This window comes from Brevundimonas sp. (assembly GCF_027487935.1).
Lineage (GTDB): Bacteria > Pseudomonadota > Alphaproteobacteria > Caulobacterales > Caulobacteraceae > Brevundimonas.
Genome location: NZ_JAIYCP010000015.1, coordinates 127,166 through 151,438, shown reverse-complemented (window position 1 = coordinate 151,438; position 24,273 = coordinate 127,166). Strand labels below are relative to the sequence as shown.

Below are 24,273 nucleotides of genomic sequence, written 5' to 3'. Positions count from 1 at the left end.
AGGGCGCTACACCCCACCCCCTCACACCACCCTCACCCTCGGCCCCAAACCGCCTCCGTCGATCAGCAGATCCGTTACCGCCCAGACCAGCGCATCCGCCCGGTCCGGCGATCCGCCGTCGTCGTCGCCCAGCCCCATCAACGCCTCCTCCAGTGCGCCCAGATCGGCGCAATGCCGGACGCGTCCCTGCTCGTACAGGGCCGCCACCGGCTCGGCCCGCGTCCGCTTGCCGAACCGGGCATGGACCCGCTTCACCGGGCAGCCGACTCCCGCCGATTTCAGCACCGCCTCGACCATCTCCCCGCCCTGATTGGCCTCTGCCACCACCCGCGCGGCATCGAATGTCTCGACCGCCCGCGCCACCACGCCGGCCCAGCCCTGCGGCGACTTTCCCCGGACCGTCCGGTCGGCCAGCACCCAGGCCATCCCGTCCTTCCGCCCGACGACCACAATCCCGCAGGCGTCGCCGCCCGCCGAGCAGGGCGGATCGACCGCGACAACGACCCGGTCCAGCCGGCCAGGCGCCGCACCCCGCGAAGCCACGATCATCTCCATCGTGAACAGCGCCCCATCCCCCTCGACCACCCGCCCTTCCAGCTCCTGTGCGGCCAGCCGTGTCCCGCCGTACAATGCCTCCAGCCCCTCCAGAAACGCCGGGGCCAGATGGGCCGCATTGATCCGCGTCGGCAGGTCCGACCGTGTGAGTCCTGGTTGTTTCAGCAGTCGGCGCAATGCCGCCGTGGGCTTCGGCGTCGTGGTCACCACCAGACGCGGCCGGTCCCCCAGCCGCAACCCCATCCGCAACAGGGCCAGCGTGGCCTCCGGTTTCCGCCACGCGCACCATTCGTCCGCCCACGCCGCCCCGAACTGCGGCCCGCGCAGCGACTCCGGGTCCTCGGCCGAGAAGGCCATGGCCACCGCCCCGTTAGGCCAGACCAACCTGCGCCGGCTGGCCTCCCAGCGCGGCCGCCCGCCCAGACCGTAGCGAGGCAGGGCCCGCACCCCCGACGCTCCCTCGATCATGACCTCGCGCACGTCATGCAGGCTCTGCCCGACCAGGGCGATGCGGCCGGTCCCCTTGGCACCCTCCCGCGCCCGGTCCGCGATCCATTCCGCGCCCGCCCGGGTCTTGCCCCCGCCGCGCCCGCCCAGCACCAGCCAGGTCGTCCAGTCGTCGTGCGGCGGCCTCTGTCCCGGGTGCGCCGCCAACGTCCAGTCCGCCGCCAACAACCTCCGCTCGGCCGGAGACAGGCGGTCCAGCCGCGCTTCCGTTTCCTTCTCCCAATGGGAGAAGGTGCCCCGCAGGGGCGGATGAGGGTCGACTGCGTCCGCGGTGGCCCAGCCGACCCTCACCCTCCCACGCCTCCGGCGCGGGTCCCTCCCTCTCCCACCGGGAGAGGGGTCTTGTCCGCGCCGATACCCAGCACCTTCCGCCTCACCGCCTCGAACGCCGACTCGTCCGGCTCCTCCGCCTCAGCGGGCTCTTCCCCCAGCCTTGCCGCCGCCCGTCCCATCACATCGGCTACCCGCGCGGCCTCGCCCGCCAACCCCATCCTGCCCCCGCGCAACAGCGTGACTGCCTCGTTCAGCGCCAGCCGCGCCGCCTCCCGCGGCTTCAAATCCCCGTCCAGCGGCCCCGCGATCATCTCCGCCGGCCCCGCGTCCGGCGGCCCAGGCGCCATGGCCTCGGCCAGCGCCCGCTTGGTCCAGCCCTGCCGCCCCGCCCGTGCCCGGATCGCCGCTTCGGTCACGTCGAACACCGCGGCCAGCCTCGGCGCGCTCTCGCCCGCCAGATACCGCTCCCGGATCAGGGTCCAGGTCCGCCTGCTGCGGATCTTGTAGTTTCGGCGGGGTCGGAGCGCGTCTGTCTGTTTCATCCCGACAGGATCGCTCCGCCGCTTCCTGAGGCGGGTTTGGGACGCTGGAGCTGGACGAAAGCCGTGTTCGATCAGGCGGTTAGCGCTCGGAATTGTGGTGGCCGCCACCGAAAGGCCAGCAATTGTCTAGGGTGTATCCTATGTCGCGGAAGTCGAGGGCGGGATGTCGAGGTTGTCCTGGGCGGTTTGTCTTGGTCTGGAGCCTGTACCGCGACCGACATCTCACACCGTTCCCTCTCGCTCGGAGAGGGAGACAGCAAACGACTGCCGCCGGCTCAGGTCCGCTTGCGCCGCATGAGGGTGACCCCGTCCCCGTCTGACCCGGGCGGCTCAAGGGGTTGGCCGAGAACCGCGCGTGCGAGCCGCAGGAAGCCGGCGCCATCGACGACCTCTGCCCGGACATCGGGCTCCAGCCCGGCCGCTTCGCAAAGGTCCGCGCCGCCCAGCGTCTTCAGGCTGGACCGCAGCATCTTCCTACGCTGACCGAAGGCCGCTGCCGTGACCCGTTCCAGGGCGGTCAACAGGGCCCGTTCCGGTCGATCCTCACGCGGAACCAGATGGACCACGGCGCTGGCGACCTTGGGCGGCGGGGTGAAGGCGGCGGCGGGCAGGTGCATGACCAGCCGGGTCTCGCAAACCGCCTGCGCAATGACCGCGAGCCGCCCATAGGCATCGTCTCCGGGCGCGGCGACGATCCGCTCGGCCACCTCTTTCTGGAACATCAGGGTCAGGGCGTGCGGGGTCCAGGGCCCGGTCAGCCATTTGATCAGCAGGGGCGTGCCGACATTGTAGGGCAGGTTGGACACCACATGCGCCGGTCCTTCGACCAGCTCGACCTCGCGGACCTTGAGAGCGTCGGCCTCGACGGTGACCAGTCGCCCGGTTCCATCGTCCAGTTCCGCCAGCAGGGGCAGGAAGCGCGGGTCCTTCTCGACCAGCACCACCCGGCCCGCATCGCTCTCCAGCAGGGCGCGCGTCAGTCCGCCGGGACCGGGGCCGACCTCGATCACGGCCCGACCCTCGAACGGCCCCGCCAGCCGGACGATCTTCCGGGTGATGTTCAGATCCAGCAGGAAATGCTGGCCAAAGCTCTTCTTCGCCAGCAGGCCGTGGGCGTCGAGCGTTTCGCGAAGGGAGGGGAGGTCGGTGGGGTTCACCGGTGTGTCATAGCCGGTAGAAGTGGTTAGTGGTTAGTGGTTAGTGGTTAGTGATTGCGGCCTCGACGCTTGCGGAAGGGCGGCGCGGACCGTGCCATGGCCCCGGCGTCCGCCAGCCACTAACCACTAACCACCAACCACTAACCACGCCTCGCCGCCGCCATCTCCCCCGCAAGCCGCACCGCAGCGATCAGGCTGTCGGCCCGCGCCACCCCCTTGCCGGCAATATCGAAGCCGGTGCCGTGGTCGGGTGAGGTGCGGATCACCGGCAGCCCCAGGGTCGTGTTGACCCCGCCCCAGAAGTCCAGCGTCTTGACCGGTATCAGGGCCTGGTCGTGATACAGGCACAGGACGGCGTTATAGGTCGCGCGGGCCTCGTCGTGGAACAGGGTGTCGGCCGGCCGGGGGTCACTGATGTCGATCCCTTCAGCGCGCAGGGCGGCTGCCGCCGGTATCAGGACCTCGATTTCCTCGAGCCCGATCGAACCGCTCTCGCCAGCGTGCGGGTTGAGCGCCGCAAGGGCAAGCCGCGGCGCGGCGATGCCGAAATCGCGCTTCATCGACTCATGCACGACGCGGGCGGTGCGGCAGACCCGCTCAGCCGTGACCAGTTCCGGGACCTCGGACAGGGGCGTATGGATGGTCACCAGACAGGCGCGCAGGTCCCTGGCGGTCAGCATCATCACTGGCCCGCGGGTTCCGCTGAACGGGACGTCAGCCGTCAGTTCGGCGATGAATTCCGTATGGCCGGGGAAGCGGAAGCCCGCGGCGTAGAGCGGGGCCTTGGCGATCGGGGCGGTGACGACCCCCGAGGCTTCACCCGACAGGGCCAGATTGACAGCCTGTTCGATCCAGTCGGCCACGGCCCCGGCGTTGACCGGTTCGGGACGGCCGGGAATGACGGATGCGGGCAGGGGGTGGTCGAGGACGGGAATGGCCCGGCGGAACACATCCGTAGCGTCAGCGGCGGAAAGGACCGGTTCGACCGGCTGGCCCTGCAGTCGCAGCAAGGCGGCGTCGCCGATGACGACGAAGGACGGCCCTTCGAGCTTCAGCGCCGCCCAGGCTTTTGCGATGACTTCCGGCCCCACGCCTGCCGGATCACCCATGGAAAGGGCCAGCGGCGCCGGGCCGGCGCTCATCATTTCATCTCGATCAGGGCGTCCTCCCGCAGGTCGCGCATATAGCGGCGGCCAAGCGTGGCGAGGTTCTGACGGAACAGGCTGTTCTCGACTTCCTGAGGGTTGGGCGCTTCCGCCCCGCCGACCCGGCGACCACAGACGCCCAGCAGGTGGACGCCCAGCGGGGTGCGTACCGGCGTGCTGACAGACCCGACTTCAGCGGATCGGGCGACCTGCTGGAACTGCGGGGCGAGGTTCTGCACATCGGCCTCACCCAGATCTGCGCCCAACAGCCCCTGCTCGGATGTCGCCCGGGCCAGCATGGTGTCGCAGGTCAGCTGCGGCCGCAGGGTCTCAAGTCGCTGGGTCGCTGCGGCGACCTCGGTTTCGGTGGCCGTGTCCGGCAGCTCGACCATGACCTGCTTGATCTGCACCAGACTGGCCGACGCCCCGTCCCGCTTGTCGCGCATATAGACGATGTAAACGCCGCCCTCGACCGGGATGGGGCGGGACAGCTGGCCCACAGCAAGCTGGTCCAGCGCCTGCTGCAGGGCAGGCTGCATCGTACCTTCAACGACCCAACCCGCATCGCCCCCACGTGTAGCCGAAGGTGCGGCAGAGAACTGCTGGGCCACGGCCTGGAAGGGCGCGCCCTGCACCATCTGCTGAACCAGCTGGTTGGCACCGTTCAGCGCGGCCTGTTGGCCTCCAACACGGGCGGACTCGATATAGATCTCGCCGATCAGATACTGTTTCTTGGTGGCAGCCTCGGCCACCTGCCGCATGGCCGCTGCCACGGCGGCGCGGCTCACGCGCGCGCGGCTCTGGAACCGGCCGCCGACCAGTTGGGACCAGCCGAGCTGGGTCCGCAGCTGCTCGCGCAGGGTGCTGGGGCGAATGCCACCCTGGGCAAGGAATTCAACATAGGCGGTGGGCGTGGCACCCACTTCCTGCGCCATGGCCGTGATCTCGGCCTGGACCTGTTCGTCGTCGACGACGAGGTCCTCATATTTGGTCAGTTCCTGCGCCTGCAGCCGCTCATCAATCAGGGCATTCAGGGCCTGCTGCTGGATGGCGGGGATATTCTCCGGCGTCGGCTGGACCTGGGTCATGGCGATCAACAGCAGCATCCGCTGCCTCAGGTCGAAGCCGGTGATGACGCTGTCGTTGACCGTGGCCAGGATGCCATCGGATAGTTGGAAGGCCGGTGCGGCCGGCGGTGGGACCGGCGCGGCCTCAGCCGCCGGATTCAGATTACCCGCGGCGGCCGGCTGGGCCGGTGGCGCGGTCTGCGCCATGGCTGAACCGGCCAGGAGGGCGGCGATCGCCACGCCCGTCATGTAACGCTGCAAACCCATGTCAGTCCTGGTTCCTCAAGCGGCGCTGGTCCGGCTTTTTTGCCGAATTTTCGAACCGCGCGCCCCTGGGGCGCACGGCCGTCAGCGCCCGTCGCTGCGTCAATACCCTGTACCGCCGAAAGTGGCGAGGTTTAGGCGCACAAAGACGCCTTCCGACGGTCCGGTCGGGCGGACGCGGGTGTTGTCGCGCCGGAAGCCGATCTCGAACCGGAAGCAGTCGTCATCGAACAACAGGGCGACTTCCGATCGGGTGATGATGTCCCGCTCCAGATCGGCGATCCCGGATACCGTCACGCCCCAATTGCCATAGACGAACTGCTGACCCGAAAACTGCACGAATTCGTAGTTCCGGTTCAGCGGTCCGGCCACAGGGTTCGAACGGTCGATGATGTAGCTTACGGTCGCCAGGTTGCGGCGGCCCCAGCGCCCGTCAAGCGCCGTCTCTGCTCGCCGGACCTCACCCGAATCGTCGAGCGTGGCGTGACCCCAGCCGCGGATGCGGTCCGATGGGGAGAAACTGCCCTGCACGACCCAGTCAGACGTCCGGGACGCCAGGCCCGTCGGATCATAGAGCCGTCCGGGCATATCGGGTGCGGGCGTCAGGAAGGCGGGCTCCGCCTGCGAGCGATAGCTGCGGCCGATGAACAGGCTGGCCTGTCGCCCTCCGGCCCAGCGCAGGGTGGCGCGCGTGCCGAGCGACACGCGGAACCCGCCCTCATACTGGTCGTAGCCCGGAAAGCGGTCGGTCCGGAACAGTGAACTCTCGTCCAGCTCAAGGGTCTGGCTGTCCTCGACCGGAATGCGTGGGTCGAGGTCCGAGGCGGTCGACGCGGACAGCTGCAACATGGGTTCGAGGATCAGATCGGCCTCGGGGCCCATGCGACGAAACAGGGGGTAGTTGATGTCCAGGCCCGCCATGGCCCGGCCGCGGGAGATGATGCCTTCCTCCACGCCGGGCAAGGGTGGCAGGTCTTCAACGGAATAGAGGTCGGCGCGAACGTCCGCGAAGGGCTCCCAGCGCACCCCGAGCGGAGAAATCAGGGTCCGTCGCCATTCGGCCTGGCCCGAGATCCGTCGGCTGTCGACCCCGGGCAGGCCGGCTGACGCGACCGCAGGGATGATCGCCGGACGCAACACCGGGCCACCGACATAGTCGCCGCGAAACAGTGCGACAGCCGATCCCCGCAGCCGAAGCCGTCCTCCGAGCACCGGTCCCGCCGGCTCCCAGCGGGCCTCGACCAGGGGCCCCACCACCGGCAGGGCTCCGTCAGCCTCAAACTCGTTCAGTGCCGGCGTGACGGCATCGAACCGGGTCACGCGCAGACTCTGCAGGCCGAAGGCCGCAACCGAGAGGTAAGACCGCGCGGTTTGCCTTTCGGCATACAACTGGCTGATCAGCCGCCGCTGATCCCCATAATAGAGTCCGTTGTCCTGATAGGGATCACGGATGTCATATCGGTCGAACAGGGTCTTGTCCGATACGCGCTCGATCGTGAAACCCCAGCGCCAGGGGCCCTGCGGATCGAAACGGCCGTGGCCCAGAAAATAGCTCCGGCTGGTTCGGTCGCCGTATTTGACGTTGCTCTCCGCATCGCCGTCGTTGTCGAGGTCGAAATCCCCGAAGCTGCGATCGTAGGTATAGCCGCCGCGGGCCACGACCGTTCCGTCCACGAACCGGCGACGCCATTGCAGGTTCATCAGGGGCGCGACATCGGTGTTGAACTGTGGGCTGAACAGCCAGTCCTCGGAGGGCGAAATGACCCGTAGATAAGGGATCTCCAGGCTCACGCCCCGGCCTTCGTCATAGCTCGGGGTCGGCACGAGAAAGCCGGAGGCCCGTTCGACGGTCGGATCAGGATGGGCGAAGGCCGGCAGGTAGAAGACCGGCACCCCGCCGACCTGGAACACGGCGTTGCGGTACAGGACGGCCCGCAGATCCTCGTCCTGGACCACCGTTTCCGCCTGGATCGCGATGCTGGGCACCTTCGGGTTCCCCTCGGCATCGCAGATGGGGCAGGGCGTGAAGAGGGCGTAGTTGAGCTGGTTGACGTTCTCACTGCGGCGCACCGCCGTTGCCGCCATCAGGCTCGCGCCGTTGCTGAAGCGGGTGGCAAAATCCACGGCCGCCCCGGCCTTCAGATCGGCATCAAGCTCGAGATGGCTGGCGAAAACGACATTGCCTGCGGGGTCGCTGAACTCAACCTGCCGGTTCGCAGAGGCGATCCCCAGTCCCAGATCATAACTGACAGTCCCGGCCCGCAGGGTCGCGTTACGGAACCGGGCCAGAACGCGGTCGGCACCGGCGCTGTCAGCGGTGATGACATCGCCGTTGCGGACGGTGGAGTCCGCCTCGATATAGACGGCGTCCGGGGTCAGTCCGTCAGCGCCGACCCCGGTCGTGCCGCCGGCGGCCGGGGCCACCTGCGCTAGGGCGCTTCCGGCCAGGCAGGTCCATGCAACGGCAGCCACACCGGACAGAAGCCGGTAGCGCAAGGCTCCCAAATCGGGCGCGCGGCGGACACGCTGCATACAGGAAATCACTCTGAAGGGCCTCGGATCCGGCCAGCCGGGGGGCTTGCCGGACCGATTAGCCGTCTTCGGTATAGAACAGCAAGGTGAAGGCGGCGAGCGCCGTCAGCAAGGGCGGTAGCCACGCCGCCAGCCAGGGCGGGATCACTTCCGCCGAGCCGAAGGCGGACGCCGCCTGGTTGACGAAGAAGAAGGCGAATCCCAGCACCACGGCCGCCACGCTCATCCGCGCCAGATCGCCGAGGCGCATCAGGCGCAGGGAAAAAGCTGCGGCCAGAATCGACATGGCTGCAAACATCAACGGCGTCGCCAGCAGTTGCTGCAGCCGCAGGCGATAGGCGGTCGAGGAGAAGCCCGCAGCCTCGATCCGGTCGATCTGGGCCGGCAAGGACCAGAACGAGGTCGCCTGCGGTCGGGCAAAGCGTTCGAAGGCCTCTTCATCGGCCAGGCTGGAAGGAAGATCCAGCGTGGCATAGCGCACGGCGCGCTGGCCGATCTCCGCGCCCACGGCGTTGACCAGCCGCCAGCTTCCGTTCGACAGGGACGCCGAGTCCGCATCGATCCGCTCCGAGAAGGTCCGCATCCCTTCGGCGTCGTTGGTGTAGATAAAGAAGGTGACGTCCAGCAGCCGGGCGTTGGAACGGTCCTGACGCTCGGCACGGATCACCATCTGGCGCGTATCGTCGCCCTCGCGGATCCAGACCGTCGGGGGGGCTTCCACGCCGGCCGCTGAACCCGACAGCCGCGTCCGCTCGCGCTGGAACAGGCCATCGGCCGAAGCGGCCAAGGGTCCGAGGGCTGTGACGGTGACCAGGCCGAATAACAGGGCAGCGCCTGCGGCCGGCAGTACGAATCGCCAGGCCGAAACCCCTGCCGCCCGCATGGCGATCAGTTCGCTTCGCCGGTTCAGGCCGACGAAGGCCGCGAGGGTGCCGAACAGGAAGACGAACGGCAGCAGCTGGATGATCACCTGAGGCGACTTCAGCAGCATCAGGCCGAAGATCCGGGCACCCGACAGATCGACGTCCGAGCCGACGCCCCGCGATATCTCGACGAAGTCGATCAGCATGATCAGCGCGGCGATGACGCCCAGGGCGATCCCCAGCGACCGGGCCTGCTGCACCAGCACATAGCGTTCGATCTGGCCAAGCCTCAGCCAGGACAGGACCGGCAGGGTACGACCGGTCATGCGAAACGCCCTTTCAAACGCCCGAACAGCCCGCCGACGGCTCGCGGCCGTGGCTTCAGAGCGCGGAACAGCAGTCTCAGGGCGATCGCAGTGGCCATGATCGGCAGCAGATACTGGAACACGTTCAGCCAGCTGTTCCAGGCGCTGGCCGAAACGATGCCGTAGCCGGCGACCCGCACCAGCAGGAACGCGCCTGCCGCTTTGGCGATTCGCAAGCCATAGCCGGTGCGGCTGAAGGGCCCGCCCATGATGGCCGTCAGCGCCATGGCCATGGCCATCAGGGCATACAGGGGGGCGGACAGTCGCAGATGGCCCTCGGCCATCAGCTCGCCCGCCGGGCCGACCTGCTCCAGGTCACGCGGTGACGGATTGAACAACTGGGTCAGATAGAGGTCGGTCGGCTTGTAACGAACCCTGTCGGTTACCTCGGTATATCGAGCCAGCGGCACGTCGTTGCGGCCGAACGAAATATACTCGAGCACCCCCCTCGAGGAATAACGCTGCCAGGATCCGTTCAGCAGCGTGAGATAGGGCTGGCCGTCGATGCGGCTGAACCGTGCCTCGGCCGCGTCCCAGGTCGTAACCCGGTCTCCGTCCTCCAGATAGACAAACAGGTTCTTGAGCAGGCCGTTCTGCTCGATCTGCTGGACATAGACGGTCAGGCCATTCGGTCCCTGGACAAACCGCCCCTCCTCAACCAGCAGGGCCGCCAGGTCGGTCCGGACGGCGAAGGCCTCGGCCCGCGCCTGCCGTTGAGCCCACGGCTGACCGACCGTCGTGACGACAAGGGTGAGGACGGCCGCAATCAGGGCGATCCACACGGCCGGGCGAATCGCCGACCACCGCGTGACACCCGAAGCGAAGACGGCCGTCAGTTCCTGCTCGCGCTGCAGACGGGTCAGCGCAATCAGGGCCCCCACGAACAGGCCGATCGGAATGATGACCGCCAGCAACTGCGGCACGGCCAGCAGGGTCAGCTTGACCATCACCCACACGCTCTGGCCCCGCTCGACAATGATTTCCAGCTGATCGAGGCTCTGGCTCAGAATGCCGATCGCGGCCAAGGCAGCGCACGCGCCGACGACGGGACGTGCGATCTGCCGGAAAAGATAGCCTTGAATCAGGGTCATATGCGGCAGGAAATCGCCGGTTGCAGGCGGCGGGGAGGGAGAGCATCTAATACACACCCGAACGCGTAGTTGGAACTGCGCGCACTTGCACCATCGATACAGAGCCGGGGCGTATCGCCCGGCGGGAGTTGTGAATGAAGATCGAGTTCGTCGCGTCCGCGGACGCCGCTGAGGTTCTGGCTGTCATGGTCCACGAGGGGCGGGCCCTCGCAGGCGAAGGCCCCCGGCTCGACACAGCAACGTCCGGCGCGCTTTCGAAGGCGATGACCGCCAGCCGCTTTACGGGCGCATCGAACAGCACCCTCACCGTCGCCGCGCCCGCGGGTGTCGACGCCGCGACCATCCTGCTCAGTGGTGCGGGTGACATCGCCAAATTCGACGATCTGGCGCTCGAGGCCGCTGCGGGGGCTGCCTATCATGCCGTCAAGCTGTCGGGCGCGAAGACCCTGACCATCGACGCCTCGCACCTTTCGGCCGATCAGGCCGCCCGCGCGGCATTCGCGGCCCGTCTGGCCAGCTACCGGTTCCTGAAATACCGCACCACGCTCAAGCCCGAGAAGACGCCGTCGATCGAGACGATCCGGGTCGTCACGGGCGATGTGAAGGCGGCCGAGGCTGCCTGGGCCACCCATGCCGCCGTCGCTTCGGCGGTCGAGTTCGCGCGTGACCTCGTCGCCGAACCCGCCAACGTTCTCTACCCCGAAGAATATGCGAAGCGGGTGAAGGCGCTCGAAAGTCTCGGCCTCGAGGTCGAGGTCCTGGGCGAGAAGGAGCTCGAGACGCTCGGCTTCCGCACCTTGCTCGGCGTCGGCCAGGGGAGTGTGCGCGACAGTCAGGTCGTCATCATGAAGTGGAACGGCGGCCAGAAGGACGAGCAGCCGATCGCCTTCGTCGGCAAGGGCGTGACCTTCGACACCGGCGGCATCTCGATCAAGCCGGCCGACGGCATGGAAGAGATGAAGTGGGACATGGGCGGCTCGGCCGCCGTCGTCGGCCTGATGCACGCGCTGGCCGGCCGGAAGGCCAAGGTCAATGCGATCGGCGTCATCGGCCTGGTCGAGAACATGCCCGATGGAAATGCCCAGCGTCCGGGCGATGTCGTCATGTCGCTGTCGGGTCAGTCGGTCGAGATCCTCAACACCGACGCCGAGGGCCGCCTCGTCCTGGCTGACTGCCTCTGGTACACCCAGGAGCGGTTCAAGCCGAAATTCATGCTCGATCTGGCCACCCTGACGGGCGCGATGATCGTGGCGCTCGGGCTCGAATACGCCGGGGTGTTCTCCAACTCCGACGAACTGGCGAACAACTTCCTCGCCGCGGGTCCCAAGGTCGGCGAGAACGCCTGGCGGATGCCGATCCCGGCCTTCTACGAGCGCCATATCGACACGCCGATCGCTGATGTGAAGAACACCGGCAACGGCCGCGCCGGCGGCTCGATCACCGCCGCCCTGTTCCTGCAGCGCTTCACCAACGGTGTGCCCTGGGCTCATATCGACATCGCCCCGACTGCCTGGGTCAAGGACAGCCGTAATCCGACCGTGCCCGACGGCGCCGTCGGCTGGGGCGTCCGCACGCTCGACCGGATGGTCGCCGACAGCTACGAGTCTTAAGTCTCTGGGAAGGTGGAGCCGGGTGTCTGACGTCAGTCCCGAAATCTGGTTCTACCACCTCGAGCGGTCGACCCTCGAACAGGTGCTGCCCGGCCTGATGGAAAAGACGCGCGAGCGGGGTTGGCGGGCGCTTGTGCGGGCCGCCGATCCCGGTTTGCTCGGCGATATCGATGAACGGCTGTGGACGTATCGCGATGACAGCTTCCTGGCCCACGGCCGGGACTCAGGCCCCGAGGCGGCAAGACAGCCGATCCTCCTGACCGAAGGGCTGGAGAACCCGAACGCGGCTCAGGCCCTGTTCATTGTGGACGGCTCAGACCTTGGCGACATGAAAGGCATGGAGCGATGCTTCATCATCTTCGACGGACGGGACGAGGCCGCGCTGGCGGGTGCGCGGGTTCGGTGGAAGACCCTGAAAGAGGCGGGTGCGGCGCTGGCCTACTGGAAACAGTCGCCGGAAGGACGCTGGGAAAAGGCGGCCTGATCGCCTTGCTGGCGCTGGCGGCCTGCTCGACGCCGGCTCCGGACGTGCCGGCTCCGCAGACCATCGAGGAGGTCCGGGTCGAGCCGCCGGCCCGGTCGAGCCCGCCGGGCCCGACAGTCGACATATGCCGGGCGGGTGAGCTGCAATGGCTGGTCGGAAAACCGAGGACGCAGATCCCGGTGCCAGTGAATGTTGTGAACCGGCGCGTCACCTGTACGACCTGTCCGATCACACAGGATTTCGTACCCGGTCGCCTGAACATCTTCTTCAATGATCAGAGCGGCCTCGTTGAGCAGGTCCGCTGCGGCTGAGACCGATCTTGGCGATCGCGCCCTTTCAGGCCAAGGTGGCCGCGAGGGCAGGGGAGGCCCCGATCATGCGCTCAATCCTGCTGGCCGGCGTCGCCCTGACGGTTTCGCTCATCGGCCCCGCCGCTGTTGCTGACGCGACCGCCGAACGGGCCATGCTTGACCGGATCGAGCGGCCCCAGGTCTGTGGCCCCGCCGTTTCGGCCAATACGGGGACGCCGGTCGCCGACATGGTCATGGTCGACGGCTTCGGAACCGGAGGCTTTGCGGTCGATACGGCCGTTCCTGAAGCCCAGGCCTGGTTCAATCACGGCGTCCGGCTGCGCTGGGCCTTTGAGCACAAGGAGTCGGTCCGGGCCTTCCGCAAGGCGCGGCTGCTGGACCCGGGCTGTGGCATGTGCGCCTGGGGCGAGGCCTGGGCCCTTGGCCCCAATCTGAACGGCGGGGGCAACGACGACGACAGCCAGGCCGCCGCCCTGAGGGCCGCGCGCGACGCCCGTCGACTGGCGCGGCGCGCCACACCGATGCAGCGTCAGATGATCGACGCCCTGGTCCAGCGCTACGGCGGGGTCAGGGACTCCCGCAGCCGTCGCTTTGCCCAGGCCATGGACCGGATCGCCCGCAGCCATCCGGCGGATATCACGGTCGCGGCCATCACGGCTGACGCCTGGATGCTCAAGGCCGACGAATGGTGGGATGAAGACGGCAAGGCCAAGGACCCCGGCATCACCCGGGCCATGGGTCTTCTCGAACAAGCGCTGGCGACATCGCCGGACGATCCCGGTGCCATCCACCTCTACATTCACCTGACCGAATGGTCGGACGATCCGCACAAGGCCATTCCCTATGGGGAGCGTCTGGCCCGGCTGGCACCCGGGGCCAGCCATCTGGTGCATATGCCGTCGCACACCTTCTATCGGGTCGGCCGCTATCGGGACGCCATGATGTCCAACGTCAATGCTGTAGCGCTGGACCGGGCCTACGACCGGCTCGCGCGGCCCCCCGGCGGGGTGCCCGGCATGCCGCTGCACGGCCACAACATCCATTTCGGCATGGGCGGGGCCCTGATGGCCGGCGGGGCCGAGGAGGGGCTGAAGCTCGCAGAGTGGTTCCTCGCCACCTACCCCGACATTCCGGCCGACAACATGTGGCGGCAGATGGTCGCCAACAATGCCTATGCCAACTACGGGCGGTTTGGTTCGGCTGAGCAGGTCGCGTCTCTGCCCGAACCCGCCGCGACCCATCCGATGTTGGTTGTCAGCTGGCACTATGCGCGCGGCGAGGCGGCGGCACGGGCCGGTGATGCTGCGGCCGTGCGGGCCGAGGCCGAGGCGATCAAGGCCGTGCGCGCAAACCCGTTCTTCGCCTCGGGACCGATGGCGGCCGAGCGGCGCGACTTCACCGAACTGTCCCAGCGCGTGCTTGAAGGCCGTGCGGCGATGATCGCGGGCGACGCCGATGCGGCTGTCACGGCCTTCACCCGTGCAGCGGCGATTCAGGGGCAGGGCGAGGAGGGCGGCGACCCGCCCATCATCTGGTACCCGACCCGTCGCAGCCTCGCCGCGGCCCTGCTGATGAAGGGCGACGCTGCCGGTGCCCGTGCCAAGGTGCTGGAGCTGATCGAGGACTGGCCCAACGACCCCTACAGCTATTTCGTGCTGGCCGAGGCCGAAGCCGCCCTCGGAAATGCGACCGCCTCGGCCGAGGCCCGTCGCCGGTCGCGGATCGAATGGATCGGCGGAGACATGGATCTGAAACTGGCCTGAGCCGGATCAGGCCGGGGCGGCTACGGCCATATTGTCGATCAAACGGGTCCGCCCCAGCCAGGCGGCGGCCAGAATCCGGGCCGGCGCATCCACAACGCCGTTCCGGAAGGCCCCGAGATCGTCCGTGCGCCGGATCGCCACATAGTCGATGCGCTCGAACCCGGCCTTGAGCAGGGCGGCATGCGCGTCGCGCTCAACCGCGGCGAGGGGGCGCCGGGCGGCCGCCTGGTCCGCGGCCTCCGCCAACACCCCGTTCAGTCGCCGGGCGACTGCAAGTTCGGCCTCTCCCAGATAGGCATTGCGCGACGACAGGGCCAGGCCGTGGTCGTCCCGCATGGTCGGAGAGCCGACGATGACGGTGGGAATATCCAGATCGCGGACCAGCCGTCGCACGACCATCAACTGCTGCCAGTCCTTCTCGCCGAACACGGCCACATCCGCCTGGACCTGGTTCAGCAGCTTGGTGACCACCAGGGCCACGCCGCCGAACATTTGTGGCCGGAAGGCACCTTCCAGTCCCTCGGCCGGCCCCCCGACGTTGATGGTGGTGGTCGCCCCGGCCGGATACATTTCTTCCACTGACGGCGCGAACAGCAGATCACAACCCGCCCCGGCCAGAAGCTCCGCGTCCCGTGCCTCCTGCCTCGGATAGGTTCCAAGGTCCTCATGGGCGGCGAACTGGGTCGGGTTGACGAAGATACTGGCGACGACCCTGTCCGCGCGCTGTCCGGCCTCCCGTACCAGCGTCAGATGACCTGCGTGCAGGGCACCCATGGTCGGTACAAAACCGACGGTGAGTCCCTGCCGTCGCCAAACGGTCAGTGCCTCGCGCAATGCCGCGATGCTGCGGACCACCGGAAGGACGCCAGTCTCGGTCATGATGAACGGATTAACCCTTTGGCTTAAGCCTGATTGTGAACCGTGCGGCAGAACTTGCCGTGCCAGTATCGGCTTATGAAGCCCAGCCTCATCACTCGTCCAGTCGCGGTGCTCGCCGCGGCCCTCGGCCTGAATGCCTGTGGCATGGTCGACAGCGATCCACACCGTTTCGAGAACCTGGCCAACACCGTGGCCGCCATCGACGTCGAGGGCGGCCGCACTGCGACGGCCCCGCAACGGACTGCCGCCGGTGCCGGATTGCGCCCGGCCCTTCGTGTCGAGGTCATGGACCCCCACGCCCTCTGGGATGCCCGCGAGGGTCTGGAAGGGGCCGTCGAACAGACGGCTCCGCGAGTGGTTGCGGCCGCCGCGCCCATCGTGGCGGACGCTGCAGTGCGCCAGGTCTCGGCCAGGATCGATGCCGCTTCGTCGGACGCCGGCCTGCGACCGGCCATCGCGAGGGCTCGCCCGCCCGCCCAACGGCCCGATCGGGGTCTTGTCCAGCTCGGGGCATACTCAAGTGAAGCTGCCGCCCGCTCGGCCTGGTCCCGCCTGAAGTCCGGCGAGGCTGCCCGGGCGCTGGACGGCCTGTCACCGGTCTATGAGAGCGTCGAGCTCGGTGGACGCCGCCTGGTACGGCTCAAGGTGGCCGCTCCCGCCGCCGGAGCCGCCGCTGTCTGCGCCGCTGCCCGGGTTGATGACCCGTGGTGCAATCGCCTCCTCTGATCGACGCATCCACAGGCCTCGTCCATCCTTCCGTTGACGTCCGCCGCCATGGACGCGATTCTGCCCGACTGATGCCGCGCGTCTGAGTCGTCGGTCGTCTGAGGGGCGAGAACATCCATGGCTGACCCTGCGGTCATCGTCGTCGGCAACGAAAAGGGCGGGGCGGGCAAATCCACCCTCGCCATCCACATCGTCTGCGGCCTGCTCCACGCCGGCCGGCGTGTGGCGATCATTGATCTGGACCTGCGGCAACGCTCGATGTCCCGGTTCTTTGCCAATCGGGCGGCCTGGATGACCGGCAACCATCAGGTCCTGCCGATGCCGGTCGAGCCCGACATGGGCGACGGCAAGGCCTTGGCCCGGGCCGACGAGCAGGATCAGCTGGCCCGCTTCCAGACGGCGTTCGCCCAGGCCCGGACCGAGGCGGATGTCATCCTGATCGACACGCCCGGCGGCGACACCCTTCTGTCGCGCACCGCCCATGGCCTGGCCGACCAGATCGTGACGCCGATGAACGACAGCTTTGTCGATTTCGACCTGCTGGGTCAGATCGATCCGGTCACGCTCGACCTGCTCAAGCCCTCGATCTATTCCGAGAGTGTCTGGGAGGCCCGCAAGCACCGGGCGATCACCGAGGGCCGTCAGGCCAGCATCGACTGGATCGTCGTGGTCAACCGTATGGCCGTTGCCGCTGCCCGCAACCGCCAGCGGCTTGAGGACCGGATGGAGAAGCTGTCGCGCCGGGTCGGCTTCCGCATCGGGCCCGGCCTGCGCGACCGGGTCATCTACCGCGAGCTCTTCCCGTTCGGCCTGACCGTGGCCGACCTGTCCAATGAGGTCCGGCCGGTCGCCGTCTCCCTCGCCCATGTCGCGGCGCGGCAGGAGATGCGCAGTCTCATGCTGGCCCTCGGGCTGGACGGCAGCGCGCTGGACGCCCCGCTGGACGCGGCGGCATGAGGTCTTGACCCTTATCTGGCTGGCCCTTGCCGCGATCGCAGTCTGGGCACTGGTTCGGCTGGGCCGCCAGGGCGAGCGACGGGGTCAGGGCCACTGGCGCGTCACCGCGACACTGTTCAGCGCTGTCATGATCGCCGGAGCGGTGCTGCTCGCCGCCCGCGGTGCCTGGCTCCCGGCCGTGGCCCTGGCCGGAGCCGGGGTCTGGCTGACCCTGTCCTCACGTCAACGTGCGCCGGCCCCCCGGTCCGAGGCGATGAGCCCGGCCGAAGCCCGCGCCCTCCTCGGCGTCACGGCCGAGGCGACGCCCCAGGAGATCAACGCCGCCTGGAAGCGTCTGATGGCCCGCGCGCACCCCGACCAGGGGGGCACGGAAGGCCTGGCGTCCCGGCTCAATGCGGCGCGCGACCGGCTGTTGAAGCCCTAGGTTTTGGCCGGCTTCTTCGCCGGAGCCTTTTTCTTCGCTGCAGGCTTCTTCGCCGCCGCCTTCGGAGCGGCCTTCTTCGCCGCGGGGGCCTTCTTGCCCTTGGCCGGCGCGGCCGCGGCACGTGCGGCCAGAAGCGGCAGGGCGATCTCCATCGTCATGTCCTCGGGCGCAGTCCCCTTGGGCAAGGTGGCGTTGATCTTGCCGGACTTCACATAGGGGCCGAACCGGCCGGCCATGACATGCACCGGCTCGCCCGATTCCGGGTGGGCACCGAGGTCCTTCAGCGGCGCGGTCGCCGCGCCCCGGCCCGCGAACTTGCCTGCCCGTTTCTCGGCGAGGATCACAACGGCTCGGTTCAGGCCGATGTCGAAAACCTCATCGATGTCAGCGACATTGGCATAGGTCCCGGCGTGCAGCACGAAGGGTCCATAGCGACCGAGACCTGCCGAGATCGGCTTGCCGTCTTCCGGATGGATGCCGACCTCGCGCGGCAGGGCCAGCAGACGTAGGGCCTGTTCCAGCACCAGCGTCGCCGGCGACCAGCCCTTGGGCAGGGAGGACCGCTTCGGCTTCTCCTCGCCGGCCACTGTCGTTTCCACATAGGGGCCGAACCGGCCGATCTTCAGCGCCACCGGCGCGCCGGTCACGGGATCGACGCCCAGGTCACGATCGCCGCCGTCCTCGACGCCCGTCGCGGCCCCGAAGCCGCGCGTATAGCGGCACTCCGGATAGTTGGAGCAGCCGATGAAGGACGACTTCATCTTGAAGCTGGCCTTCAAATGCAGCCGGCCCTGTTTGCACAGCGGGCACAGCCGGGCGTCCGCCCCGTCACCCTTGTCGGGGAACAGGAAGGGCCCGATCGCCGTGTCCAGCTCGTCGATGACGCCCTGCCGCGCGGTGACCGCGTCCGTCGCCGGCTTCAGCTGGCTCCAGAAGTCGCGCAGCACGACCTTCCAGTCGAGATCCCCGGCCGAAACCTCATCAAGCCGGGTCTCCAGCGCGGCGGTGAAGTCATACTGCACCCACCGGGTGAAGAACTGTTCGAGGAAGGCCGTGACCAGCCGCCCGTTGTCCTCGGGAATGAACCGGTTCTTGTCCATGCGGACATATTCGCGGTCGCGCAGGGTGGTCAGGATCGAGGCATAGGTCGACGGCCGGCCGATGCCGAGCTCTTCCAGCTTCTTGACCAGGGTCGCTTCCGAGAAACGCGGGGGCGGTTCGGTGAAATGCTGGTCGGTACGGATGGCCTCGACCTTGGCGACCGCGCCTTCCTTCAGCGCGGGCAGGCGGGTGGTGTCGTCCTCGTCATCGGCACCGTCCTTCGGCTTGTCGTCGCGCCCCTCTTCGTAAACCGCGATGAAGCCGTCGAAGGCCACGACCTGGCCGGTGGCCCGCAGGCCGGTCTGGCCGTCCGGTGTCTCGACGTCGACCGTGGTCCGGTCCAGCCGGGCGGACTCCATCTGGCTGGCGATCATCCGTTTCCAGATCAGCTCATACAGCCGCGACAGGTCGCCCTCGAGCCGCAGGCTGTCGGGGTGGCGCGTCAGATTGGTCGGCCGGATCGCTTCGTGCGCTTCCTGGGCGTTCTTGACCTTGGTCTTGTAGTATCGGGGTTGTTCCGGAACATAGGCCGGGCCGAACCGGTCGGCGATGACCTCCCGGGCCTGGGCGATGCCCTCCGGGCTGACCGACAGGCCGTCCGTCCGCATGTAGGTAATCAGGCCGCCGGTATCGTCGACGCCTTCATACAGTTTCTGCGCCGCCTGCATGGTGCGCTGGGCGGTAAAGCCCAGCTTGCGCGCGGCCTCCTGCTGCAGGGTCGAGGTGGTGAAGGGCGGCGAGGGGCTGCGCTTGACCGGCTTCTTCTCGATCGACCTGATCGTGAAACTGCCGGCCTTGATGGCATCGCGCGCAGCGCTGGCCATGGCCTCGGAGGTGATGTCCAGCCGCTGCACCCGCTTGCCGGCGTGTTTGACCAGCCGGGTCGTGAAGGGCGGGCTGTCAGCGGCCAGATCGGCCTCGACCGACCAGTATTCCTGGGGCCGGAACGCCTCGATCTCCATCTCGCGGTCGACGACGATCCGCAGGGCGACCGACTGCACCCGACCCGCCGACCGCGCACCCGGCAGTTTGCGCCACAGCACCGGCGACAGGGTGAAGCCCACCAGATAGTCCAGCGCGCGACGGGCCAGATAGGCCTCGACCAGCTCCATATCCAGCTGGCGCGGATTGGCCATGGCCTCCAGCACAGCGGACTTGGTGATGGCGTTGAAGGTGACCCGTTCGACGGCCGTATCCTTGAGCGCCTTCTTCTTCGTCAGGATCTCCAGCACGTGCCAGCTGATCGCCTCACCCTCGCGGTCGGGGTCGGTCGCGAGGATGACGCGGTCGGCCCTCTTCGCCGCCTCGGCGATCTCCGACATCCGCTTGGAGGCGCGGGCGTCGACTTCCCAGCTCATGGCGAAGTCATCGTCAGGCAGGACCGAGCCGTCCTTCGACGGCAGGTCGCGGACGTGGCCGTAGGACGCCAGGACGGTGAAGTCCGGGCCCAGGTATTTGTTGATGGTCTTGGCCTTTGCGGGGCTCTCGACAACGACGAGGTTCATGCGGGGAGGGGGCCTTGCGCGGGCTCGGAAAGGGGGCGGAACGTGGTTGGCGGGAGGGCTGCTGTCAATCGGCGCTGGAATTCAGGGTGATCCTGTCGCGGCCAGACCGCCGGGCAAAAGCTCGGCGCGGCCCATCAGATGGAGCTCCAGCAGGGCCGCTGCCACGGTCCCGATCGGTAGTCCCAGCGCGCGGGCCAGCTCGTCGCGGGGTGTCGGGGTGGGGGACAGGAGGGCCGCGACCTGTTCGATCACCGCGGCCTCGACGTCGTCGGGCGCGCCGTCGAAGGGATTGGCGGGTGAAGGTTCGCGCAGGGTCCGCAGGGTGTTGAACGCCCGCTCCACGTCCTCCAGCCCCTCGCACAGTATGGCGCCCTGCCGCAGCAATTCGTTCGGTCCCTGTGACCGGGGGTCGAGCGGCGAGCCGGGGACGGCGAAGACGTCCCGGCCCTGTTCGCCGGCCAACCGGGCGGTGATCAGCGATCCGGACTTCAGTTCCGCCTCGACGACGATCACACCACGCGACAGGCCTGAGATGATGCGGTTGCGACGTGGGAAGTCCTTCGCCTGTGCCCGGGCTCCGATCCGGCTCTCGGAGACCACACAGCCGCGATCGACGATTTGCGCATAGAGGTCGGCATTGTCGGGCGGATAGATGTCGTCCACCCCGCCGCCCAGCACGGCCACGGTTCCGGTCGGCAAGGCCCCGGCATGGGCTGCGGCGTCGATGCCGCGCGCCAGCCCCGAGACCACGACATGACCGGCCTCACCCAGCTGCTGCGACAGGCCGCGGGCGATCCTCTGTCCGCCCGCCGAGGCGATTCGCGCGCCGACCACGGCGATACAGGGGCGGGCCATCAGACTCGCGTCCCCGAGCGCCCACAGCAGCGGCGGAGGCGGATCGACGGCCGCCAGCATGTCAGGATAGTCGGCGTCGCCCAGCACGATCAGCCGTGCCCCGATCCGTTCGCCTGCCTCCATTTCGACGGAGATATCGTCGACCGGCGGTATCGTGTGCCCATGGGTGCCACCGCGTCTTGTCAGGTCGGGCAGGGCCTCAAGGGCCCGCCCGGCAGAGCCGAACCGTTCCAGCAGTTGGCGAAAGGTCACCGGACCGATCTGGTCGGTCCGCGCCAGACGCAGGCGCGCGAAACGCTCTGCGTCCGTCAGGGTCACCGCGCCTTCGCTCCTATTCGCGGCTCGGTCCCTTTCAGGATGCGGGCGATGTTCTCGTGGTGGCGGATCCAGATCAGGAACGCGGACGCCAACGCCAGGGCCAGCACCGGGCCCGACGCCGGCAGTCCTGCCAGCGGCAGGGGCAGCAGGGCCAGCAGCGGCGAGGCCAGGGCTGCGACGAGGGCAGCGAAAGAGGACATGCGGAACAGGACCGCCACGATCAGCCAGGTCGCTATGGCCATCAGGCCAAGGGGCCAGGCCGCAGCGAGCAGCAAGCCCATGAAGGTGGCCACACCCTTGCCGCCCTTGAAGCCGAGCCAGACGGGGAACAGGTGGCCGAGGAAGGCCGCACCGCCCGCGACGGCGGCTATGGCCGGCACGCCGGGGAACAACGCCTGGGCGATCAGGAAAGCCGCCGCGCCCTTGCCGGCGTCGAGGATCAGGGTCGCGAGGGCCAGATCCTTGCGTCCGGTCCGCAGGACATTGGTCGCGCCGATATTGCCCGAGCCGATGCTGCGCACATCCTCGCCCGTCACCAGCCGGGTCAGGATCACGCCGAAGGGAATGGAGCCCAGCAGGTATCCGCCGACCGCGGCGAGCGCGAGCGTTCCCAAGGTTGGGCCGACCAGATCCTGCAAGTGATTCGCTCCCTCTTAGCGTGTGTCGTGTACGATGCGGCCGCCGACGACGGTGAGCAAGACCTTGCCCTGCAATCGCCGTCCGTCGAACGGCGAGTTCTTCGACTTGCTCTTCAGCGCGTCCGCCTCGACCACCACCGGCGCGCCGGGATCGAACAGGATCAGGTCCGCCGGTGCTCCGACCGCCAGCACGCCGGCGTCCAGACCCAGCAGGGTCGCCGGCCCCTGTGTCAGCGGGCGCAGGATGTCGAGCAACGCCAGCCCGTCTTCATGATGCAGGGTCAGGGCCGCCGGCAGCAGGGTCTCCAGCCCGACCGCGCCGGGCGTCGCCTCGGCGAAGGGTCGGCGCTTGTCCTCGGCCGGGGCCGGCGCATGGGCGCTGGTGATGGCGTCGATCAGGCCGTCACGCACCGCCTCGATCAGCGCCTGCCGGTCGCTCTCGGGCCGCAGCGGCGGATCGAGCCGGTAGAAGGTGCGGTAGTCGCCGATGTCGATCTCGTTGAAGCACAGGTGGTTGATCGACACCGAGGCGGCGACCTCAAGCCCCCGGGCCCGGGCCCGCGCCAGCGTCTCCAGAGCGCCCTCGGTCGAGATCTGGTCGACGAGGAATCGCGCCCCGGTCTGTTCGACCAGCGCCAGATCGCGCTCGAGCTGGATACGCTCGGCGATGGCGGGGGCCGAGGACAGTCCCAGCCGGGTGGCCAGTTCGCCCGAGGTCGCCACCGCGCCCTCGCTCAGCCACGGATCGGCGGGGCGGCAGGAAATCAGGGCGTTGAAGGCGGCGGCGTAGCTCATCACCCGTTGCAGGGTGCGGGTGTTGGCGATGACCCGGTCCACGTCGGTGAAATACAGGGCACCCGCCTCATCCATCAGGCCGAGCTCGGCCATGTGGACGCCGTCCCGCGCCTTCGTCGCCGCACCCGCCGCGCGCACATTGACCAGACCGAGGGCCGCGCCGCGTCGCAGGATGAACTCGATCATGGCCGGGTCGTCGATCGCCGGGTCGGTGTCGGGCTGGATGACGATGGTGGTCACACCACCCGCCGCCGCCGACAGACTGGCCGACTTCAGCGTCTCCTTCGGCTCGGCACCCGGCTCGCCGGTCTTGACCCGGATGTCGATCAGGCCGGGTGACAGGCACAGACCCCCGGCGTCGACGACCGTAACGCCGGCCGGCGCGACCGCGCCGCCGCCATGGATGACCTCGATGATCCGCCCGTCCTCGACCAGCACCGCGCCCGGACCGTCGTAGTCCGTGGCCGGGTCCAGCAGCCGCGCGTTCAGGATGGCCAGGGTATTGGAAGCGCGCGCGCTCATGACGTCGCTCCATCCAGCCGCGCCGACAGGGCGGCCAGCACGGCCATCCGTGCCGCCACGCCCATCTCCACCTGATCCTGGATCAGGGAAACGGTCAGATCATCGGCGACGTCGGAATCAATCTCGACGCCCCGGTTCATCGGTCCGGGGTGCATCACCTTCGCGCCCGAATTGGCCCAGGACAGCTTTTCTCGGTCCAGACCCCAGAAGCGGAAATACTCGCGGGTCGAGGGCACCAGCGCGCCTTCCATCCGCTCCAGCTGCAGCCGCAGCATCATCACGACGTCGCAGCCCCTCAGGCCTTCGCGCATGTCGTGGAAGACTTCACAGCCCCACCGGTCGGCGTCGCCCGGCACCAGGGTCGGCGGCCCGATCAGCCGCACCCGCGCGCCCATCATCGACAGCATCGAGACATTGGACCGCGCCACCCGGCTGTGGGCGATGTCACCGCAGATGGCGACGGTCAGTCCGCCGACATCGCCGAACGCGCGGCGCAGGCTCAGCAGGTCCAGCAGGGCCTGGGTCGGGTGCTCATGCCGCCCGTCGCCGGCGTTGACCACGGCACATCCGACCTTCTGCGACAGCAGGGCCGCGGCACCCGAGGCCCCGTGGCGGACCACCAGCACGTCGGGTTTCATGGCGTTCAGCGTCGCGGCCGTGTCGATCAGGGTCTCGCCCTTTGCCGTGGACGAGTTGCGGGGGCTCAGCGCCGTCACATCGGCACCCAGCCGCTTGGCGGCGATCTCGAACGAGGCGCTGGTGCGGGTCGAGTTCTCGAAGAACAGGTTCATGACCGTGCGGCCGCGCATCAAGTCCAATGACTTGGACGACTGGCGATTGAAGTCGACGAAGGCGTCGGCCAGATCGAGCAGGGGCGGGGTAGTCGCGGCGTTCAGGTCGCCGGCTGACAGGAAATGGCTGCGCGGAAACGGCGCCAGCCGCTCGAGAATCAGTTCGGTGAGTGCGGCAGGCTGGCTCATCGAGGCCCGCCTATAGGGCCGTGTGCGACGGAACGGAAGCCGCC

General features: G+C 68.3%; 21 protein-coding genes. 7 read left to right on the top strand and 14 right to left on the bottom strand.

Annotation, left to right across the window (positions count from 1 at the left end):
• Window positions 1-21: 21 nt before the first annotated feature.
• From Q0053_RS06470 to Q0053_RS06435, 8 genes are all read right to left on the bottom strand, one after another.
• The gene (locus Q0053_RS06470; protein ID WP_298097628.1) at window positions 22-1,353 is read right to left on the bottom strand and encodes a terminase family protein; all 1,332 of its coding nucleotides are present in this window, start codon (window positions 1,351-1,353) and stop codon (window positions 22-24) included.
• Window positions 1,350-1,877, bottom strand: coding sequence for a hypothetical protein (locus tag Q0053_RS06465; RefSeq protein WP_298097626.1), 528 nt, complete (start codon window positions 1,875-1,877; stop codon window positions 1,350-1,352). The genes Q0053_RS06470 and Q0053_RS06465 overlap by 4 nt, the downstream gene beginning before the upstream one ends.
• Window positions 1,878-2,152: 275 nt before the next feature.
• The gene (rsmA, locus tag Q0053_RS06460; protein ID WP_298097623.1) at window positions 2,153-3,034 is read right to left on the bottom strand and encodes a 16S rRNA (adenine(1518)-N(6)/adenine(1519)-N(6))-dimethyltransferase RsmA; all 882 of its coding nucleotides are present in this window, start codon (window positions 3,032-3,034) and stop codon (window positions 2,153-2,155) included.
• A gap of 140 nt (window positions 3,035-3,174) precedes the next feature.
• Window positions 3,175-4,176 (bottom strand): 4-hydroxythreonine-4-phosphate dehydrogenase PdxA, encoded by a 1,002-nt coding sequence (gene pdxA / locus Q0053_RS06455; RefSeq protein ID WP_298097619.1) that lies wholly within the window; start codon window positions 4,174-4,176, stop codon window positions 3,175-3,177.
• On the bottom strand, window positions 4,176-5,513 hold the full coding sequence (locus tag Q0053_RS06450; RefSeq protein WP_298097616.1) for a peptidylprolyl isomerase: 1,338 nt from the start codon (window positions 5,511-5,513) through the stop codon (window positions 4,176-4,178). Before Q0053_RS06450 ends, pdxA begins: the two co-directional genes overlap by 1 nt.
• Window positions 5,514-5,612: 99 nt before the next feature.
• On the bottom strand, window positions 5,613-8,042 hold the full coding sequence (locus Q0053_RS06445; RefSeq protein WP_298097614.1) for an LPS assembly protein LptD: 2,430 nt from the start codon (window positions 8,040-8,042) through the stop codon (window positions 5,613-5,615).
• A gap of 58 nt (window positions 8,043-8,100) precedes the next feature.
• Window positions 8,101-9,231, bottom strand: a complete 1,131-nt coding sequence (lptG, locus tag Q0053_RS06440) for an LPS export ABC transporter permease LptG (RefSeq protein ID WP_298097611.1) — start codon at window positions 9,229-9,231, stop codon at window positions 8,101-8,103.
• Complete coding sequence (locus Q0053_RS06435; RefSeq protein WP_298097608.1) at window positions 9,228-10,295, bottom strand: LptF/LptG family permease; 1,068 nt, start codon at window positions 10,293-10,295, stop codon at window positions 9,228-9,230. The genes lptG and Q0053_RS06435 overlap by 4 nt, the downstream gene beginning before the upstream one ends.
• Before the next feature lie 200 nt (window positions 10,296-10,495).
• Here Q0053_RS06435 and Q0053_RS06430 point away from each other — a divergent pair, with 200 nt between their 5' ends.
• The 4 genes from Q0053_RS06430 to Q0053_RS06415 are packed head-to-tail and all read left to right on the top strand — an operon-like array spanning window position 10,496 to window position 14,529.
• Window positions 10,496-11,971, top strand: a complete 1,476-nt coding sequence (locus Q0053_RS06430; RefSeq protein ID WP_298097606.1) for a leucyl aminopeptidase — start codon at window positions 10,496-10,498, stop codon at window positions 11,969-11,971.
• 22 nt (window positions 11,972-11,993) lie between these two features.
• Complete coding sequence (locus Q0053_RS06425; protein WP_298097602.1) at window positions 11,994-12,455, top strand: DNA polymerase III subunit chi; 462 nt, start codon at window positions 11,994-11,996, stop codon at window positions 12,453-12,455.
• Window positions 12,456-12,460: 5 nt separating this feature from the next.
• On the top strand, window positions 12,461-12,766 hold the full coding sequence (locus Q0053_RS06420) for a hypothetical protein (RefSeq protein ID WP_298097599.1): 306 nt from the start codon (window positions 12,461-12,463) through the stop codon (window positions 12,764-12,766).
• Window positions 12,767-12,774: 8 nt separating this feature from the next.
• Window positions 12,775-14,529 carry a hypothetical protein gene (locus Q0053_RS06415; protein WP_298097596.1) on the top strand — a complete coding sequence of 585 codons (1,755 nt, stop codon included), beginning with the start codon at window positions 12,775-12,777 and terminating at the stop codon, window positions 14,527-14,529.
• A gap of 6 nt (window positions 14,530-14,535) precedes the next feature.
• Here Q0053_RS06415 and panC read toward each other — a convergent pair whose 3' ends face one another.
• Entirely contained in the window at window positions 14,536-15,408 is an 873-nt protein-coding gene (gene panC, locus Q0053_RS06410) for a pantoate--beta-alanine ligase (protein WP_298097593.1), read from the bottom strand.
• Between the two features lie 75 nt (window positions 15,409-15,483).
• On the opposite strand from panC, the gene Q0053_RS06405 reads away from it, so the two are divergent.
• From Q0053_RS06405 to Q0053_RS06395, 3 genes are all read left to right on the top strand, one after another.
• Window positions 15,484-16,134 (top strand): SPOR domain-containing protein, encoded by a 651-nt coding sequence (locus tag Q0053_RS06405; RefSeq protein WP_298097591.1) that lies wholly within the window; start codon window positions 15,484-15,486, stop codon window positions 16,132-16,134.
• A 117-nt stretch (window positions 16,135-16,251) separates the two neighbouring features.
• Entirely contained in the window at window positions 16,252-17,091 is an 840-nt protein-coding gene (locus Q0053_RS06400; RefSeq protein ID WP_298097588.1) for a division plane positioning ATPase MipZ, read from the top strand.
• 4 nt (window positions 17,092-17,095) lie between these two features.
• On the top strand, window positions 17,096-17,515 hold the full coding sequence (locus Q0053_RS06395) for a molecular chaperone DnaJ (protein WP_298097586.1): 420 nt from the start codon (window positions 17,096-17,098) through the stop codon (window positions 17,513-17,515).
• On the opposite strand, the gene topA is transcribed toward Q0053_RS06395, so the two are convergent.
• The 5 genes from topA to Q0053_RS06370 all read right to left on the bottom strand — a co-directional run bounded on the left by topA (window position 17,512) and on the right by Q0053_RS06370 (window position 24,229).
• A complete protein-coding gene (topA, locus tag Q0053_RS06390) occupies window positions 17,512-20,121 on the bottom strand; it encodes a type I DNA topoisomerase (protein WP_298097583.1) in 2,610 nt (869 codons plus the stop codon). The genes Q0053_RS06395 and topA overlap by 4 nt on opposite strands.
• 81 nt (window positions 20,122-20,202) lie before the next feature.
• Window positions 20,203-21,294, bottom strand: coding sequence for a DNA-processing protein DprA (gene dprA / locus Q0053_RS06385; protein ID WP_298097580.1), 1,092 nt, complete (start codon window positions 21,292-21,294; stop codon window positions 20,203-20,205).
• Entirely contained in the window at window positions 21,291-21,932 is a 642-nt protein-coding gene (gene plsY / locus Q0053_RS06380) for a glycerol-3-phosphate 1-O-acyltransferase PlsY (protein ID WP_298097577.1), read from the bottom strand. The genes dprA and plsY overlap by 4 nt, the downstream gene beginning before the upstream one ends.
• Window positions 21,933-21,947: 15 nt before the next feature.
• Entirely contained in the window at window positions 21,948-23,249 is a 1,302-nt protein-coding gene (gene pyrC / locus Q0053_RS06375) for a dihydroorotase (protein WP_298097574.1), read from the bottom strand.
• On the bottom strand, window positions 23,246-24,229 hold the full coding sequence (locus tag Q0053_RS06370) for an aspartate carbamoyltransferase catalytic subunit (protein ID WP_298097571.1): 984 nt from the start codon (window positions 24,227-24,229) through the stop codon (window positions 23,246-23,248). The genes pyrC and Q0053_RS06370 overlap by 4 nt, the downstream gene beginning before the upstream one ends.
• Window positions 24,230-24,273: the final 44 nt, after the last annotated feature.